The 14,838-nt window shown below is 60.0% G+C and carries 13 protein-coding genes; 8 read left to right on the forward strand and 5 right to left on the reverse strand.

The features are described from left to right. The 6 genes from PHS32_RS15785 to PHS32_RS15810 form a co-directional block, all read left to right on the forward strand. Nucleotides 1-210 (forward strand): hypothetical protein (locus tag PHS32_RS15785; protein WP_301079997.1); only part of this gene is annotated, 210 nt, incomplete at its 5' end. 312 nt (nucleotides 211-522) lie between these two features. Next, entirely contained in the window at nucleotides 523-1,776 is a 1,254-nt protein-coding gene (locus tag PHS32_RS15790) for an MFS transporter (RefSeq protein WP_301079998.1), read from the forward strand. Nucleotides 1,777-1,838: 62 nt separating this feature from the next. Beyond that, a complete protein-coding gene (locus PHS32_RS15795; RefSeq protein ID WP_301079999.1) occupies nucleotides 1,839-2,282 on the forward strand; it encodes a PTS fructose transporter subunit IIA in 444 nt (147 codons plus the stop codon). Beyond that, on the forward strand, nucleotides 2,251-2,520 hold the full coding sequence (locus PHS32_RS15800; RefSeq protein ID WP_301080000.1) for an HPr family phosphocarrier protein: 270 nt from the start codon (nucleotides 2,251-2,253) through the stop codon (nucleotides 2,518-2,520). Before PHS32_RS15795 ends, PHS32_RS15800 begins: the two co-directional genes overlap by 32 nt. 45 nt (nucleotides 2,521-2,565) lie before the next feature. Beyond that, on the forward strand, nucleotides 2,566-4,344 hold the full coding sequence (gene ptsP, locus PHS32_RS15805) for a phosphoenolpyruvate--protein phosphotransferase (protein WP_301080001.1): 1,779 nt from the start codon (nucleotides 2,566-2,568) through the stop codon (nucleotides 4,342-4,344). Nucleotides 4,345-4,434: 90 nt separating this feature from the next. Then, nucleotides 4,435-5,511 (forward strand): LD-carboxypeptidase, encoded by a 1,077-nt coding sequence (locus PHS32_RS15810; RefSeq protein WP_301080002.1) that lies wholly within the window; start codon nucleotides 4,435-4,437, stop codon nucleotides 5,509-5,511. Between the two features lie 21 nt (nucleotides 5,512-5,532). On the opposite strand, the gene PHS32_RS15815 is transcribed toward PHS32_RS15810, so the two are convergent. From PHS32_RS15815 to PHS32_RS15835, 5 genes are read right to left on the reverse strand one after another with little or no spacing between them, the layout of a single operon-like run. After that, the gene (locus PHS32_RS15815; protein WP_301080003.1) at nucleotides 5,533-6,315 is read right to left on the reverse strand and encodes an N-acetylmuramoyl-L-alanine amidase; all 783 of its coding nucleotides are present in this window, start codon (nucleotides 6,313-6,315) and stop codon (nucleotides 5,533-5,535) included. Between the two features lie 27 nt (nucleotides 6,316-6,342). Next, the gene (locus PHS32_RS15820) at nucleotides 6,343-7,251 is read right to left on the reverse strand and encodes a BadF/BadG/BcrA/BcrD ATPase family protein (protein WP_301080004.1); all 909 of its coding nucleotides are present in this window, start codon (nucleotides 7,249-7,251) and stop codon (nucleotides 6,343-6,345) included. Nucleotides 7,252-7,255: 4 nt separating this feature from the next. Continuing rightward, nucleotides 7,256-8,230, reverse strand: a complete 975-nt coding sequence (locus PHS32_RS15825) for a succinylglutamate desuccinylase/aspartoacylase family protein (RefSeq protein ID WP_301080005.1) — start codon at nucleotides 8,228-8,230, stop codon at nucleotides 7,256-7,258. A gap of 28 nt (nucleotides 8,231-8,258) precedes the next feature. Next, nucleotides 8,259-9,554 (reverse strand): AmpG family muropeptide MFS transporter, encoded by a 1,296-nt coding sequence (locus PHS32_RS15830; RefSeq protein ID WP_301080006.1) that lies wholly within the window; start codon nucleotides 9,552-9,554, stop codon nucleotides 8,259-8,261. Beyond that, nucleotides 9,551-12,151 (reverse strand): MFS transporter, encoded by a 2,601-nt coding sequence (locus tag PHS32_RS15835; RefSeq protein ID WP_301080007.1) that lies wholly within the window; start codon nucleotides 12,149-12,151, stop codon nucleotides 9,551-9,553. Before PHS32_RS15835 ends, PHS32_RS15830 begins: the two co-directional genes overlap by 4 nt. Before the next feature lie 184 nt (nucleotides 12,152-12,335). Between PHS32_RS15835 and PHS32_RS15840 the strand changes: the two genes are divergently transcribed. Together PHS32_RS15840 and PHS32_RS15845 are read left to right on the forward strand one after the other, a co-directional pair. Next, nucleotides 12,336-13,217, forward strand: a complete 882-nt coding sequence (locus PHS32_RS15840; RefSeq protein ID WP_301080008.1) for an N-acetylmuramic acid 6-phosphate etherase — start codon at nucleotides 12,336-12,338, stop codon at nucleotides 13,215-13,217. Beyond that, nucleotides 13,217-14,773 carry a family 10 glycosylhydrolase gene (locus PHS32_RS15845; RefSeq protein WP_301080009.1) on the forward strand — a complete coding sequence of 519 codons (1,557 nt, stop codon included), beginning with the start codon at nucleotides 13,217-13,219 and terminating at the stop codon, nucleotides 14,771-14,773. Before PHS32_RS15840 ends, PHS32_RS15845 begins: the two co-directional genes overlap by 1 nt. The last annotated feature ends 65 nt before the right edge of the window (nucleotides 14,774-14,838 follow it).

The raw sequence follows: 14,838 nt of genomic DNA on the forward strand, positions 1-14,838 counted from the left end.
GAACTTGGCAATCGCCTTCAAACGCCCACACTTATCGGCTGTATGTTTTTAAAGATCCAGAGCACTCCACTTGACTTTCGTCTAGCTTCTTTACCCCTCTTCACTGTGATCAGCGAAGCCTTGAATTATGCCATGCTTTTTAAGCATCTGTCAAACCGCTGGCTGTTTTTTTTAACTAAACAACCAAAACCGCTCGACCCCCTCGCTTGATACGAATATGCTTACGTCTCTTTAGCGAAGCCTTTTACTATAACACTGCCGCACCAGCTTTGGCGACTTCTTTCACACCCAAGGTGTTCATCGGGAGTAAGCCGACAAGTCCCAACAGCGCCATAAGGACGAAATTCCAGGCTGATCCGCTCGTACATACGGCAACAGGAACAAAGAAACGGAAAATTGAGGTGCTTTGGTTGCAGCGATGAGGCGCCACCGTTTTGGTGGCGAAGGGCTGAGCAGCCGGAATCCGACACCGCAGCGGACTGCCTGTGGCAGCGCGACTGAAGCAGCACAGATAATCGGCCCATGCACCCTTTCCCCAACGTCACCGTTCTACCCAAACAGCCCGCCATCATCGTCTTTCTGGCTTTTGCCTTTGCCTACTTCTTTTCGGCACTCATCCGTGCCATTACGGCCACACTGGCACCGGTTTTGACGCAAGAATTTGGACTTAGCGCCAGTGACTTGGGCTTGTTGGCGGGGGGCTACTTTCTGGGTTTCTCGGCCACTCAGTTGCCTTTGGGGACGTGGCTGGACCGGCATGGCCCCAAAAGAGTTATTCTCTACTTTCTGACAGTAGCCGTGGTGGGATGTCTGGCCTTTTCTTTGGCCACCAGTTTTTCCGGGTTGCTGGCGGCGCGGGTTTTCTGTGGTGTGGGTGTCAGCGCCTGTTTGATGGCGCCGTTGACCGCCTATCGCCGCTGGTTTGCCGCAGCTACCCTGATGCGCGCGAACTCCTGGATGTTGATGACCGGATCCCTGGGCATGGTTGCCTCGACCCTGCCGGTGCAATGGCTGATGCCGCTGGTCGGCTGGCGCGTGTTGTTTGTACTCTTGGCCGCGCTGGTACTGATATCCATGGCATTGATCGCCTGGTGGGTACCTGGCTGGGATCTTTCGGTGCCGCCTGAAGGGGAACCAGCGCGAACCACACCCAGCTACGCCGAGGTCTGGAAGCATCCCTATTTTCGCAAGATGGCGCCCATCGGCTTTTTTTGCTACGGTGGTTTGGTCGCCATGCAAACACTGTGGGCGGCGCCCTGGATGATCACGGTAGGCGGTTACAGCCCGCTGCAAGCCGCCGCCGGATTATTCTGGATCAATGTCGCAATGCTCTGCACTTTTTGGACCTGGGGCTTGCTCAACCCCTGGCTGACCCGCAGTGGTTTCCATGCCGATCGTCTGATTGCGTTTGGCCTGCCCTTGAGCTTCGTTCTTCTTGCCATGATTACCATGGCTGGACCCAGCCTGTCAAAAAACTCGGGGGCATTCTGGGCTCTTTATTGCATGAGCTGCACCTTTGTTTCATTGGCGCAACCTGCGGTCGGCATGGCCTTTACGCCAGCGCTTGCTGGGCGGGCACTCTCGGCCTACAACCTGGTGATATTTGCAGGAGTGTTTGTGGTGCAGTGGGGAATCGGCCTCGCCATAGACGGATTCAAAGCGCTGGGGCTGACCGAAATACAAGCGTTCCAGTCGGCGATGAGCGTATTTTTACTGTGCTGTGTCGTCTCATATGCCTATTTCCTGACTACAAAAAGCCATAATCAATCCATCTGAAATGTTCCGGGCTGGACCGGCTTGGCCAACGCCGGGCTGGGGTCCACCCCTATAGTGACCAAATGAACGGGATTCTCATCATCGCTCACTCACCCCTGGCCAGCGCGCTGTGCCAGTGCGTTTTGCATGTATTTCCAGATGGTGCGGCCGGGGTGGCGGCGTTTGATGTGCAGCCCAATGTTCCTCCCGAAGAAACACTGGCTGGCGCGGCGCAGGCGCTGGCTCTGCTCAACACCCCCCAGACCCTGGTATTGACCGATCTGTTTGGTGCAACACCCTGCAACGTAGCGCAAAAACTGGTGGATGGTTTGAATTCAAAGCTGATAGCCGGAGTCAATCTGCCCATGCTGCTGCGCACCGTTACTTATCGTCGTGAATCGCTGGATGCGTTGGTCGCCCGGGCTTTGGCCGGTGGCACGCAGGGCATCATGCAGGTGGCAACGACGGCGCCGCAGAACCAGGTGAAAAGGAAAAATGATCAAAGCAACAACGACCATCAACAATAAGCTGGGCCTGCATGCACGTGCCTCGGCCAAGCTGACCAAATTGGCGGGCAGTTTCCCATGTGAGGTCTGGCTGTCAAAAAGCGGGCGACGCGTCAACGCCAAAAGTATCATGGGGGTCATGATGCTGGCGGCCGGCATGGGCAGCCTGGTTGAAATTGAAACCAGCGGCGAACGCGAGCAGGAAGCACTGGACGCCTTGCTGGATTTGATATACGACAAATTCGGGGAGGGTGAGTGATGTCGCCCCCACGCTCTCCACTTTCGCAATGACACGGGCCAAGAAATGACTTTCTCCATTCACGGTCTGGCGGTTGCCCGCGGTATCGCCATCGGGCGCGCGGTGCTGGTCGCCTCTAGCCGGGTGGATGTGGCGCACTACTTCATTGAGGCGTCCCAGGTTCCCGCCGAAATTGACCGGGTCCGCATCGGGCGCAACGCGGTGGTGGACGAAATTCACCGCCTGCAAGCCAGTATCACGCACATGGGCCCCAAAGAAGCGCCCCATGAATTGACCGCGCTGCTGGACGTGCACTTGATGCTGCTGCAGGATGACGAACTGATCAGCGGCGTCAAACACTGGATCACTGACCGCCTGTACAACGCCGAGTGGGCGTTGACAACGCAGTTGGAGGTGATTGCGCGCCAGTTCGACGAAATGGAGGACGAATACCTGCGCGAGCGCAAGGCCGATCTCGAGCAAATCACCGAAAAAGTATTGCGCGCCATGAAAGGCGTGGCCTCGCCCGTGGTCCAGCAATTGGGCCGCGCGGCACGCAAGAAGTCGCAGCAAGATCTGTTGCTGGACGACACCGTTGATGTGCCCTTGATCCTGATTGCGCACGACCTTTCGCCGGCCGACATGCTGCAATTCAAGCAAAGCGTGTTCGCGGGCTTTATTACGGATGTCGGCGGCAAGACCTCGCACACCGCCATCGTGGCGCGCAGTCTGGACATTCCGGCGGTGGTCGGTGCCCGCCTGTCGAGCCAACTGGTGCGCCAGGATGACTGGGTCATCATCGATGGCGATGCCGGTGTGGTGGTGGTGGACCCGTCTTCCATCATCCTGGCGGAGTATGGTTTCAAGCAACGCCAGGGAGAGCTCGAACGCGGGCGGCTGGGCCGCTTGCTGCACACGCCAGCCATCACCCTGGATGGTCAAAAAATTGAGTTGCTGGCGAACATCGAAATGCCGGAGGACGCACCCATTGCCATCAAGGCCGGTGCCGTGGGTGTCGGCCTGTTCCGCAGCGAATTTCTTTTCATGGGCCGACAGGGAAAACTGCCCAACGAAGAAGAGCAGTACCAGGCCTACCGGCGCGCCGTCGAAGGCATGCATGGCCTGCCGGTGACCATTCGCACCGTCGATGTCGGCGCCGACAAGCCGCTGGACGAGTCCTTGCAAGACTCTGCTCACCTTAACCCGGCCCTGGGTTTGCGCGCCATTCGCTGGAGTCTGGCCGACCCCGCCATGTTCCTGACACAGTTGCGCGCGATCCTGCGTGCGGCGGCCCATGGTCGAGCCAACCTGCTGATACCGATGCTGGTTCATGCCAGCGAAATTCGTCACACTTTTGCCTTGATTGACCGTGCCCGCGCCGAGCTCGACAACCGGGGCGTTGCCTACGGGCCGGTCAAGATCGGCGCCATGATCGAGATCCCGGCGGCGGCCCTGACGCTCAAAGTGTTCCTGAAATATTTTGATTTCCTGTCGATCGGTACCAACGACCTGATTCAGTACACCCTGGCGATCGACCGTGCCGATGAGTCGGTTGCCCACTTGTACGACCCCTTGCATCCGGCCGTGCTGGGGCTGGTGGCTCAAACCATCGCCGAGTGCCGGGCCCAAGGCAAAGGAGTGAGCGTATGCGGTGAAATGGCGGGCGATGTCAGCCTGACCCGTCTGTTGCTGGGCATGGGCTTGCGCAGCTTTTCCATGCATCCGGCCCAAATCCTGGCGGTCAAGCAAGAGGTGTTGCGCGCCGATGCAGGCAAGCTGGTCGCCTGGGCCGAACAGGTACTTGCCAATGACGAGCCCGGCCTGCTGATGAAGAACCACCATTGATACAACGCATGGTGGCTGGCGCCACCCGCAACAAAAACTGCCATCAGAACTTCACACCCTCCGTTGGCGCGGGACAGAATTGGACGGAAATTGGAAAACTCCTCTGACAGCAGTACGCAACTGAGTCGCCGCCATCTGGCGAAAAGCGCGGCCCTGGTTTTGGCCGCATCCCTGTTGCCGGGATCCGGCGAAGCGAAAGCTTTGCCCAAAAAAAGCAAACTCATCAAACCCCCGCGTTTGAAAGAAGGCGATGTAGTGGGTTTGATCACGCCTTGCGGCTTCCTGGAGCAAGACGGCATCGACAAGGCGATACGCAACATCGAGGATCTTGGGGTCAGGGTAAGACTCGGAAAATACGTCCTGGCGCGCCGCGGGCGTTACGCCGGCACCGTTGAACAGCGGCTGGAAGATTTGCACGGCATGTTCGCCGACCCGACCGTCAATGCCGTGTGGGCCGCCACCGGTGGCTCCGGCGGCATCTCGCTGCTGCCGCACATCGACTACGCACTGATTCGAAAACATCCCAAGATTTTTGTCGGCTACTCCGACGTCACCTGCCTGCATCTGGCAATACATCGAAAAACCCGACTGGTCACCTTTCACGGGCCGGTTGGCATATCCACTTTTTCGGACTACTCGAAAGGACATCTGAAGGCCATTCTGATGCACCCCGAGAAGAAATACCTGATGTCCATGGCCGATGAAAACCGCGTCAAGGCAGAGACCGCGCCCCAGTACCAGATCAGAACCGTGCGCCATGGCGCCGCCGTCGGGCGTTTGACAGGTGGCAATTTAAGCTTGGTGGCGGCCTTGTCCGGTACGCCTTATGCAGCCGAGCTGCGCCAGCACATTCTGTTTCTGGAAGACATCAAGGAAGAGCCGTACCGGATTGACCGGATGCTGACGCAGCTTGACCTGAGCCTGGGGCTGAATACGACGGCCGCCATGATGTTGGGAGTTTTCGAAAAATGCGAGGCCCCGGAAAGCGAACTCTCCCTGACGTTGAATGAAACAGTGGATGATCACCTGAACCGCTTGACCGTTCCGGCCGTGACCGGCTACTCGGTCGGGCATATCGCCAACCAGATGACACTCCCCCTGGGTGTCACGGCACGCCTGGATACCCAGGCCCAGACTTTGACCTTGTTGGAAAGCGCTGTCTTATAGCGTCGCCAAGGCGGTTGCAGCCTATTTCACTGGCGTCGTCAAGACATCCAGAATCGCTGCCGTCTGCGCATCCGGCGTACCGTCAAATTTCGACGGGCGGTATTTCATTTGAAAGGCACTGACAACGTTGCGCGTGGCTTGGTCCAGCTCGCCGCTCTGCACCAGGCCGAAACCATGCTCCGCCAGTTTCTTTTGAAACCATGCCACATCGGGCAGTTGGCCCTCGAAGCCCGCCAAGCGCAGCGCCACTTCCTTCTCGTCGGGCCACAACACCAGACCGGCATCGGCCAACTGCTTCCAGGGGAACATGGGCCCCGGGTCCTGTTTGCGCTGCGGTGCGATGTCGCTGTGCGCCAGCACGTGGTCGGGTGCGATGTCGTGGCGCTTCACGATGTCTTTGATGAGCGGGATCAGGCGGTCAATTTGCCCTTGCGGAAACGGTATCCAGACCCGTCCCTGGTCGGTGTCGCGCCACCCCGGATTGACAATTTCGATACCGATCGAACTGGCATTCAGGCTGGTATTGCCCTTCCAGGAGCTGAGTCCAGCGTGGTAGGCACGGCGGCTCTCGTCCACCAGCCGGTAAATCTTGAAACCGTCGCCGTCATCGACCAGGTAATGCGAACTGACTTGCTGTTCAGTCAACACCTTCAAAGAAGTAGGAAAGTCGCCAAACGTGTAATGCAGTATCAGGTAGCGCACGCGACTGTCCTGGCTGACAGAACTGAAGCTGGTGTCAATGCGCGGTCCACTGGCGCAGCCGCTCAGCAGTGCGACAAGAAAGATCAGGATAATTTTTTTCATTTCGAAACCTGGGTACCAGTTGTCAATTCAGGGAGTCAAACGCAAAGCCATGCGGGCCGCGGCAATATGGGCTTGTAAATGTACCTGACGCAAATCACCGCCCGGCAGCAGGCGCTGGCGCATGGACTGTTCTATCAACGGATGCAGTTGCGGCACCCGCCCCGCCAGAACCATGGGACGCTTGCCGAAGCGGTTCAGCATGGCGTTGCCAAGACGGGCCAACTCAAAACCGGCGCGTTGCAGGATATCGTGCGCTACCGGGTCAATGTCTGCGCTAGCGGCAACAGCCAGCGCCAGCAGACCGATCCGGCCGCGACTGGCACCATAGACCAGTTGGCGTGACAAAGACCAATCGCTGCCGCCGATTTCCTTGAACAGGGCAAGCGCCATCGGCGAGTCAACCCAGCAACCGGGCGCTTCATCTTCGGCGCGCCAGATGTGGCGCAAAGCCTCAACGGCAATCCAGTAGCCGCTGCCGCCATCGTCCAGCATGCCACCACGGCCGCCGGCGCGATGAAATTCACCTTGCGCATCGACAAAGCCCGCAATCGATCCGGTGCCGGCATAGACCAGATAACCCTTGCCCGGCTCGAACGCCGCAAGGCACGCCAGTTCGATGTCATTACTGATCACAACAGCATCCCCGGGCACATTCAAAGCCTTGACCAGCAAGGCCTGCAGGGCTTGTCCCGAGCGCTCGTGCAAACCACCAAAACCTGTGACACCGGCACGCACCGAGGACACACCGCCGTAAGGCGAGAGTTCGACCAGCAGGTTCGAGAGAATATCGCTCACCTGCCTCAGACCGGACTCGCTGCCCATCTGCAAGGCGCTAAAACCGGCCAGCGTCCCCTGGGCCGTGACAGCGCCGTCCGGACCCGCCAGAGCCCAGCGGCTCTGGCTGCCACCGACATCAATGCCAAGACCTGTTCTCATGCTGTCAGACTGCGCTCAGGCGCGGGTTGGCACGGGCCAAATAGAACCACTCGTGTCCAGGGCTGGCTTTGGCGTTGGGAAACAGGATATAGCCATCGCTCTGTGCGTGCACCCGTTGGCCGTCCTGTCGCGTACCGATCAGGTCGCCGGCATGCAGCGGATCAAAGCTGGACCAGGGCCGGCTGAAGCTGTCGTCCTGGTGAACCTTGTCGATCACGTCGAAAATCCGCAAGGCTTCGATATTGGCCACGGCGGCCGGCCTGGGGGCGGCGATGTGCCCCAAATGGGCCAGCGTGTTCACAATCGCTCTGTAGGCCACCTCGGGCGCTGCCGGGTCATCGTGCTGACCACATTCCAGGGTCAGCGCATAACCGCCGACGCAGCGCATGTACTCGGTGGTGCCAACCCCGTAGCGCGGATCGGTGTCGAGTTGCTGGCTGCGGCTGAAGACCGTTCCCATGGCGGCGCGCCGGCGCTCCACGCCTTGGGCATAAGTGCTCAGCCAGCCGTCCACAAAACGGCCAACGCCCAGGCGCAAGGCCAGCGCCACTTCAGCCTCGGCCTGGCTAAAGGGCTCCAGCGCGCCGCTGTTGTTCTCCGGCCCGACCATGACAAAGGCGCGCCCCTGGGCCTGGAAGGAATGCAGGTCCAGCAACACGTCATGCCTGGCCATCAGGGGACACAGCCAGTTGGCGATATGGTCCTCAAATTCCTTCGGCTGCGCGCTAGGCCCCAGGTTGCGGTTGAGGTTGCGCTCGCCAACCCGCTGGCCTCGCTCATAAGCCAGCGGGTTGGTAATCGGCACGAAGGTCACGCTGCCCGCCACCAGGCTCAGGGTTTTGCCATCCAGTTCCCTGAGCACGCGCAGAATTCCCTGGGTTCCGGCGGTTTCGTTGCCGTGCACGGCCCCCAGCACCAGCAGGCGCGGACCCGCTTGAATGGCCTGGTAAGAGACGGCTTTGAAATAGTGTGTCTGCATGAAAAGAACTCGCTTCAATAAATACGTATCAGGATCTTTGCACCTTCTTGCCAAAGTCCTTGTCGACCCGAATCGCTGCCGTTGCGATAAACGCCGGAACAGCGGCAAAACAAACCCAGATGAAGAAATTGGCATACCCCAGTTGCGTCTGCACCCAGCCGCTGACCATGCCCGGCAACATCATGCCAAGGGCCATGAAACCGGTGCAGATGGCGTAGTGTGCCGTCTTGTGCGGCCCGTCGGAAACCATGATCATGTACAGCAGATACGCGGCAAAGCCGAAGCCGTAACCCAACTGCTCCAAGGCCACCGCGGCGCCGATCTGCCAGATGTTGGTCGGCAGCGCGTGGGACAGATAGACATAGACCAGGTGCGGTACGTTGACCGACAAGACCATGGGCCAAAGCCAGCGTTTCAACCCATGCAGGGAAATCACATAACCCCCCAGCAGGCCACCCACTGTCAAACACAGAATGCCGATGGTGCCGTAGACAACCCCCACTTGCTGCGTGGACAAGGCCAGGCCGCCTTTTTCCGCGCTGTCGAGCAGGAACGGGGCCGCCAGCTTGAGCAATTGCGCCTCGCCAAAGCGGTACAGCAATAAAAACGCCAGGATGGCGAGAATTTCCTTCTTCCTCAGGAACGTGGCGAACACGGCAAAAAATTCCCGCACCGGCGCCGTCGCCGCAGGCCCAGCCGCGTCACTGTCGGGTTTCGGCAAGACAAACTTGTGATAAATCGAAAGGGACACAAACATGGCGGCCAGAATGATGAATACGATGGACCAGGCGAAGGGCACATTGCCGGTCGCTTGTTCGACGCGGCCGGCCACAAAAACCAGTCCGCCCTGGCCTGCGATCATTGAAATCCGGTAGAACGTGCTGCGCACGCCGACAAACGCAGCCTGCTCGTGCTCCTTCAAGGCCAGCATGTAAAAACCGTCGGCGGCGATGTCGTGCGTGGCCGAACTGAAGGCCATCAGCCAGAACACGGCCAGTGTGATCTGAAAGAATTGCGGCAGCGGGATGGTCAAGGCCACCCCCGCCAACGACGCGCCTATGAGCAACTGCAGGCTCACGATCCAGAACCGCTTGGTGCGAAACATTTCAACGAACGGTGACCACAAGGGCTTGATGACCCAGGGCAGATACAACCAACTGGTGTACAGGGCAATGTCGGTATTCGAAATCCCCATTTTTTTGTACATGATGACCGACAGCGTCATCACCACCACATAGGGAATACCTTGGCCGAAATAGAGCGAAGGTACCCACCACCAGAGGCTCCTTGGCACGGCTTCACTCTGAACATTTGTTGGCCTCATGGTTCTTTCAGAATGGCGTGTCGGTAAAGCGCATCAAGCACTCTTTCCTCCCACGAATTCAGACTCGAGTACCGGCCGGGGTCGCTCTCAGGATCAAAGCCGGTCCCCCCCATGAGGTAAATCATTCCAAAGCGTTTGACCGGATCAAAAAAGAAGGCACTCTGAAGGCCATAGGCAAATCCAAGGTGCCCGTAGCCGCTGACCCCGCCGCCGGCCACCAGGCGATCGCCACGCTGGGGCGCACTGAGATCAAGAAACCGCTGCACCCCAAGACCCCAGGCGTTGAACAAGCCCTTGTAATTGTCGCCATTCTGTTTGTTTTCATCGTGGCGCCATTCTTCATGCAGCATGGCCGCAATCGAGTCCTGGCTTAACAAGCGGACGCCGTCGACTTCGCCCCCGTTGATCAGCAGCAGCATCAGCTTGGCCAGACCAGCGGCGCCGATGCGCAAGCCGCCCTGCGGACTGAAGGGCGTGGCATTGCGACCCGGCCGGTAGCGCTCCATGCCGGCGCGAGGCGCCGGCGGCTTACCCTGATAGTCATCGATCTCGGCAACCCAGGGGCCCGTCGGGTCCCAGACCTCGTTGCGGCGCTTGCGGTACAGGACTGCCAGATTCCGGATCTCGCTAGCGGACAATTCTTCGGTGTTGAAATTGCCCGGGATCTGCAAAGGCGACAGCACCGCCTGCCTCGTGTAGCGGTCAAAACGCTGTCCACTGACCGCCTCCATCACGGTCCCCAGCAGCCCCCAGTTGAGGTTGACGTATTGGAAATACTTGCCCGGTGCCCGGTCGCCGGAACTGTCGACTGCTGCCCACTGGCGGCCGCTGCCGTAGTTTTCGCCTGCCGGGTCCAGCACGCTTTGCAGGCTCTGTTCCAGCGGGAAAGAATAGCCGCCACCGTCGCGCAGGGATGAGGTGTGGTTCAGCAGCATCCGCGTGCTGATCCGGGCGTCGGGAAAATTGGGATTGCGCACCCTGAATCCCAGATAGCTGCCGATATCGGCGTCGAGATCGAGCTTGTTCTGCTCCACCAATCGCATGACGCCGATGGCCGTCACCAGCTTGGAGAGGGACGCCACCCGGTACAGCGTCTGCGTATCGGTAGTCAAATTCCTGGCGGGCATGGCGTTGTCAATGAAACGGTAGCCGAAATGCCCTTCATAGACAACTTTCCCGTCGCAAATCGCCACTGCGGACAAACTGGCAAGCGGCTTCAGCGGATCGTCCAGTACGGCTTTCAGTTCGGCATTCAATTGGCCCACGCTGACAGCGCCAGGCGCTTGCGGGGCAATAGATTGGGCGGCGCAGAAGTCAGTCATCAAGGCAGTCAACAGGACAAGGGCAAAAAACCAACGGCTTCGAATGGTAACCGGGACCGGCCGCAGCCCCATCCAGCAGTATTTCATCGCTCTTCCTTGCCAAATCGGGGATCCACTTCGATCAAGGCCGTGGCAGCAAAACAGGGAAGCGCGGCAGCGCACACCCAGGTGAAAAAATTGGCATAGCCCAGGCCCGCTTGCAGCCAGCCGCTGAACATGCCTGGCAGCATCATGCCCATGGCCATGAAGCCGGCGCAAATGGCGTAATGCGCGGTCTTGTGTTCGCCGTCCGCCGTCCGCCGTCATGATCATGAACAGTACGTAAGCGGTAAAGCCAAAACCATAGCCCAGTTGTTCAAAGGCGACGGCGGCGCCAATCAGATACAGATTGCCGGGCAGTGCCAGTGCCAGATAGACATACACCAAATGCGGCACATTGATGGCCAGCGCCATCGGCCACAGCCAGCGCTTCAGCCCATCGCGCGCAATCAGGTAACTGCCCAGCAAGCCACCCACCGTCAGCGCCACCATGCCGATGCTGCCATAGACGATCCCGACCTGGGCCGTCGACAGCGCCAGGCCGCCACTGGCCTTGGAATCAAGCAAAAAAGGCGGCGCCAGCTTGACCAGCTGAGACTCGCCAAAGCGGTACAGGAGCAGGAAGGCAAGCACCCGCCCGATGTTTTTCTTGGCCAGGAATTCTCTGAAAACCAGCAGAAAAGCGACCCCGACATGGCCGTCCCCGGCCAGCGCGTGATCGGCCGCCGGCGTGGGCAAGACGAGACGGTGGTAAACAAACAGCGCGATGAACATGGCCGCCAGCACAAAAAACACCAGCGACCAGGCGAAGGCGGTGTTGCCGGTCAACTCCGTCAATCGGCCGGCCAGGAACACCAGTGCCCCCTGGCCGGTCAGCATGGCCATGCGGAAAAACATGCTGCGCACCCCGACATAGGCCGCCTGCTGGTGCTGCTTGAGCGACAGCATGTAGAAGCCGTCGGAGGCGACGTCATGGGTGGCGGCGCTGAACGCCAAAAGCCAAAAAATGGCCAGCGTCAGTTGAAAATAACTGGCCAGGGGAATTACCAATGCGACCAAGGCAAAGCCAGAGCCAATCAGCAACTGCATGGTCAGAATCCACCAGCGTTTGGTCCTGAACATGTCGACAAACGGCGACCACAAGGGCTTGATCACGAACGGCAGGTACAGCCAACTGGTGTAGAGGGCGATATCGGTGTTGGAGAGGCCCATGTTCTTGTAAAAAACGACCGACATCGTCATCACCGCAACATAGGGCAGCCCCTGTGCAAAATAGAGTGACGGCACCCACCACCACCAGACTCTGTTTGACGTTTGACGCAACTGTTGCATCGGCTCTTTATAGTTGAAATTCGCTAGTAAAACCGGGCCTGAATAAAGTAAGCTGTGGCAAGCCTCCCGCAAGCCCTCAGAACCAACCATGCTGAACACGGAAACACCCAATCTGGCCCATGCCGCCCTCGACCAATACGCCACCGATCAACTGGTCAATGCCTTTGTCGACGACCAGTTCAACGCCGTGCAGGCGGTACGCGCAGCCGGCTCGCAACTGGCCAAGGCGGTCGACGCCGCGGTGCCGCGCATCATGGATGGGGGCCGGCTGATTTATGTCGGCGCCGGGACTTCCGGCCGTCTGGGCTTGCTCGACAGTGTCGAGCTTTACCCGACCTTTTCCTGGCCCAGGGAGCGCGCCGTGGCACTGCTGGCCGGCGGCGCGCCGGCCGTCTACCAGGCGGTCGAGGGTGCCGAGGATGACTTCGAGCAGGGCGCGATGGACCTCAGGGCCGCTGGCATCAAAGCCCTTGACGTCGTTCTGCTGCTGGCCGCGTCGGGCAGCACGCCTTACGCCCTGGGTGCCCTGGCGGCGGCGCGCTCGGCCGGCGCGCTGACCATAGGCATCGTCAACAACCCGCAGGCGCCGCTGGCCCAACAGGCCGAAATTGGCATCACGCTGGACACCGGCCCGGAAGTCATTTCCGGCAGCACGCGCCTGAAAGCCGGCACCGCGCAAAAAATTGCCTTGAACACTTTTTCCAGTTCCGTGATGGTGCGCCTGAACAAGGTCCATGGCAATTTGATGGTGGATCTGAAACCGACCAATGCCAAACTGGTGCGGCGCGCCATTGCCTTGACCGTGCTGGCCACCGGAGCCAGCGAGCAGGCGGCCCGTGCCAGCTTGCAGGAGTGCGAGTTCCAGGTCAAGGTGGCGATCGTGGCGCTCCAAAAGAACGTGACTGCTGGCGCGGCTCGGCAACTGCTGGAGCAGGCCGGGGGCAGCGTGCGACTGGCGCTCCAGGATTGATGAAGCGCAAGCGTTGGCAGTCCCTGGGTGTGCTGCGTGGCCTCGCGCTGGCGGCCATGTTGCTGTTGCTCGGTTGTGCCGGCCAACCGGTCGCGCTGGAAGCACTGGCAGACGATCTGGCACCACCCGCTCCGCGCGAATTCCGAGCCGCCTGGGTCGCCAGCGTCGCCAATATTGATTGGCCCAGCCGTGCCGATTTATCGGTGGCGCAACAGCAGGCCGAAATCATCGCCCTGCTGGACCAGGCGCAGGCGCTGCACCTCAACGCCATCGTGCTGCAGGTGCGCCCCAGCGCCGATGCCCTCTATGCCTCGACCCTGGAACCGTGGTCCGAGTACTTGACCGGCCGGCAGGGCCAGGCGCCGGAGCCTATTTACGATCCCCTGAAGATGTGGATTGAAGAGGCGCACCGACGCGGCATCGAGTTGCATGCCTGGCTCAACCCGTACCGCGCCCGCCACCCCAGTGCCAAGTCCGCCTTGGCCGCCAATCACCTGGCAAACACCCAGCCCCAAGCCGTCAAGCCGTATGGCGATCTGCTGTGGATGGATCCGGCGGAACCGGCGGCGCTCCAGCGCACGCTGGACGTGGTGGCCGATGTGGTGCGGCGCTACGACGTGGACGGCATTCACATCGACGACTACTTTTACCCCTATCCGATACAAGGGCCTGACGGCCTGGAGCTCGACTTCCCCGATGAACCGGCCTGGCAACGCTACCTGTCCTCGGGCGGCCAGGCCTCACGCGCCGACTGGCGACGCCAGCAGGTCAACCATTTGATTGAACGGATGTACACGCTCATCCACCGGGAAAAACCCTGGGTGCGCTTTGGCATCAGTCCGTTCGGACTGGGCCGACCGGAACGCCGCGCGCCCGGCATCGTCGGCTTCAGCCAGTACGACAAGCTGTATGCGGACGCGGAATTGTGGTTGCGCCAGGGTTGGCTGGACTATCTGTCACCGCAGCTTTATTGGCCTGTTGACCAGAGCCCGCAAGCGTTCGCCCAGTTGCTGGACACCTGGGCGCGGGAAAACACGCAGCGGCGTCACCTCTGGCCGGGACTCTTCACCAGCCGCATCGATGACTCGCCCAAATCCTGGCCGGCGCAGGAAATTGTCAGACAAATCACCCTCACCCGAGCCCAGCCGGGCGCAAGCGGGCATATTCACTTCAGCATGATTGCCTTGCTGCAAGATCGGCGGGGCATCGCCACGCTTTTGAAGTCCGGCGCCTATACGCAAGCCGCACTGGTACCGGCAACGCCCTGGCTGGGTGCCCAGGCGCCCAGCGCGCCCCGGCTCTCATTCAAGCACGCTGACGGGCACGGCACGCCGGACACCGTGCTGATCGAGCCTGAAGACGATTCAACCCTGCGTCAGTTCGCGATCTGGAAAAGATACGGATCAGAGTGGGTCTTTGCGGTACAACCCGCCTCCATGCCACAGGTGGCACTGGACGCCGATCCCGAACACGGAAAACCCGATGCCGTGGTGGTCAGTTCGGTCAACCGCCTGGGCAACGAGAGCCCCCGCACAACGGTGCAACTGCCACCTTAGCCGCCCCGCAACTCGGCACCCCTCAGCGTCCCGCCATTGCAGCCTGGTGAGGGCAAAAAAAAGCT

Source organism: Rhodoferax sp., from assembly GCF_028714215.1.
In the GTDB taxonomy this organism is placed as follows: Bacteria; Pseudomonadota; Gammaproteobacteria; order Burkholderiales; family Burkholderiaceae_C; genus Rhodoferax.

What these genes read in the sequence shown, in the direction of transcription:
- PHS32_RS15790 (WP_301079998.1), top strand. Translation starts at nt 523, where the DNA reads ATGCACCCTTTCCCCAACGTCACCGTTCTACCCAAACAGCCCGCCATC.
- PHS32_RS15795 (WP_301079999.1), top strand. Translation starts at nt 1,839, where the DNA reads ATGAACGGGATTCTCATCATCGCTCACTCACCCCTGGCCAGCGCGCTG.
- PHS32_RS15800 (WP_301080000.1), top strand. Translation starts at nt 2,251, where the DNA reads ATGATCAAAGCAACAACGACCATCAACAATAAGCTGGGCCTGCATGCA.
- ptsP (WP_301080001.1), top strand. Translation starts at nt 2,566, where the DNA reads ATGACTTTCTCCATTCACGGTCTGGCGGTTGCCCGCGGTATCGCCATC.
- PHS32_RS15815 (WP_301080003.1), bottom strand. Translation starts at nt 6,315, where the DNA reads ATGAAAAAAATTATCCTGATCTTTCTTGTCGCACTGCTGAGCGGCTGC.
- PHS32_RS15820 (WP_301080004.1), bottom strand. Translation starts at nt 7,251, where the DNA reads ATGAGAACAGGTCTTGGCATTGATGTCGGTGGCAGCCAGAGCCGCTGG.
- PHS32_RS15825 (WP_301080005.1), bottom strand. Translation starts at nt 8,230, where the DNA reads ATGCAGACACACTATTTCAAAGCCGTCTCTTACCAGGCCATTCAAGCG.
- PHS32_RS15830 (WP_301080006.1), bottom strand. Translation starts at nt 9,554, where the DNA reads ATGAGGCCAACAAATGTTCAGAGTGAAGCCGTGCCAAGGAGCCTCTGG.
- PHS32_RS15835 (WP_301080007.1), bottom strand. Translation starts at nt 12,151, where the DNA reads ATGTCGGTCGTTTTTTACAAGAACATGGGCCTCTCCAACACCGATATC.
- PHS32_RS15840 (WP_301080008.1), top strand. Translation starts at nt 12,336, where the DNA reads ATGCTGAACACGGAAACACCCAATCTGGCCCATGCCGCCCTCGACCAA.
- PHS32_RS15845 (WP_301080009.1), top strand. Translation starts at nt 13,217, where the DNA reads ATGAAGCGCAAGCGTTGGCAGTCCCTGGGTGTGCTGCGTGGCCTCGCG.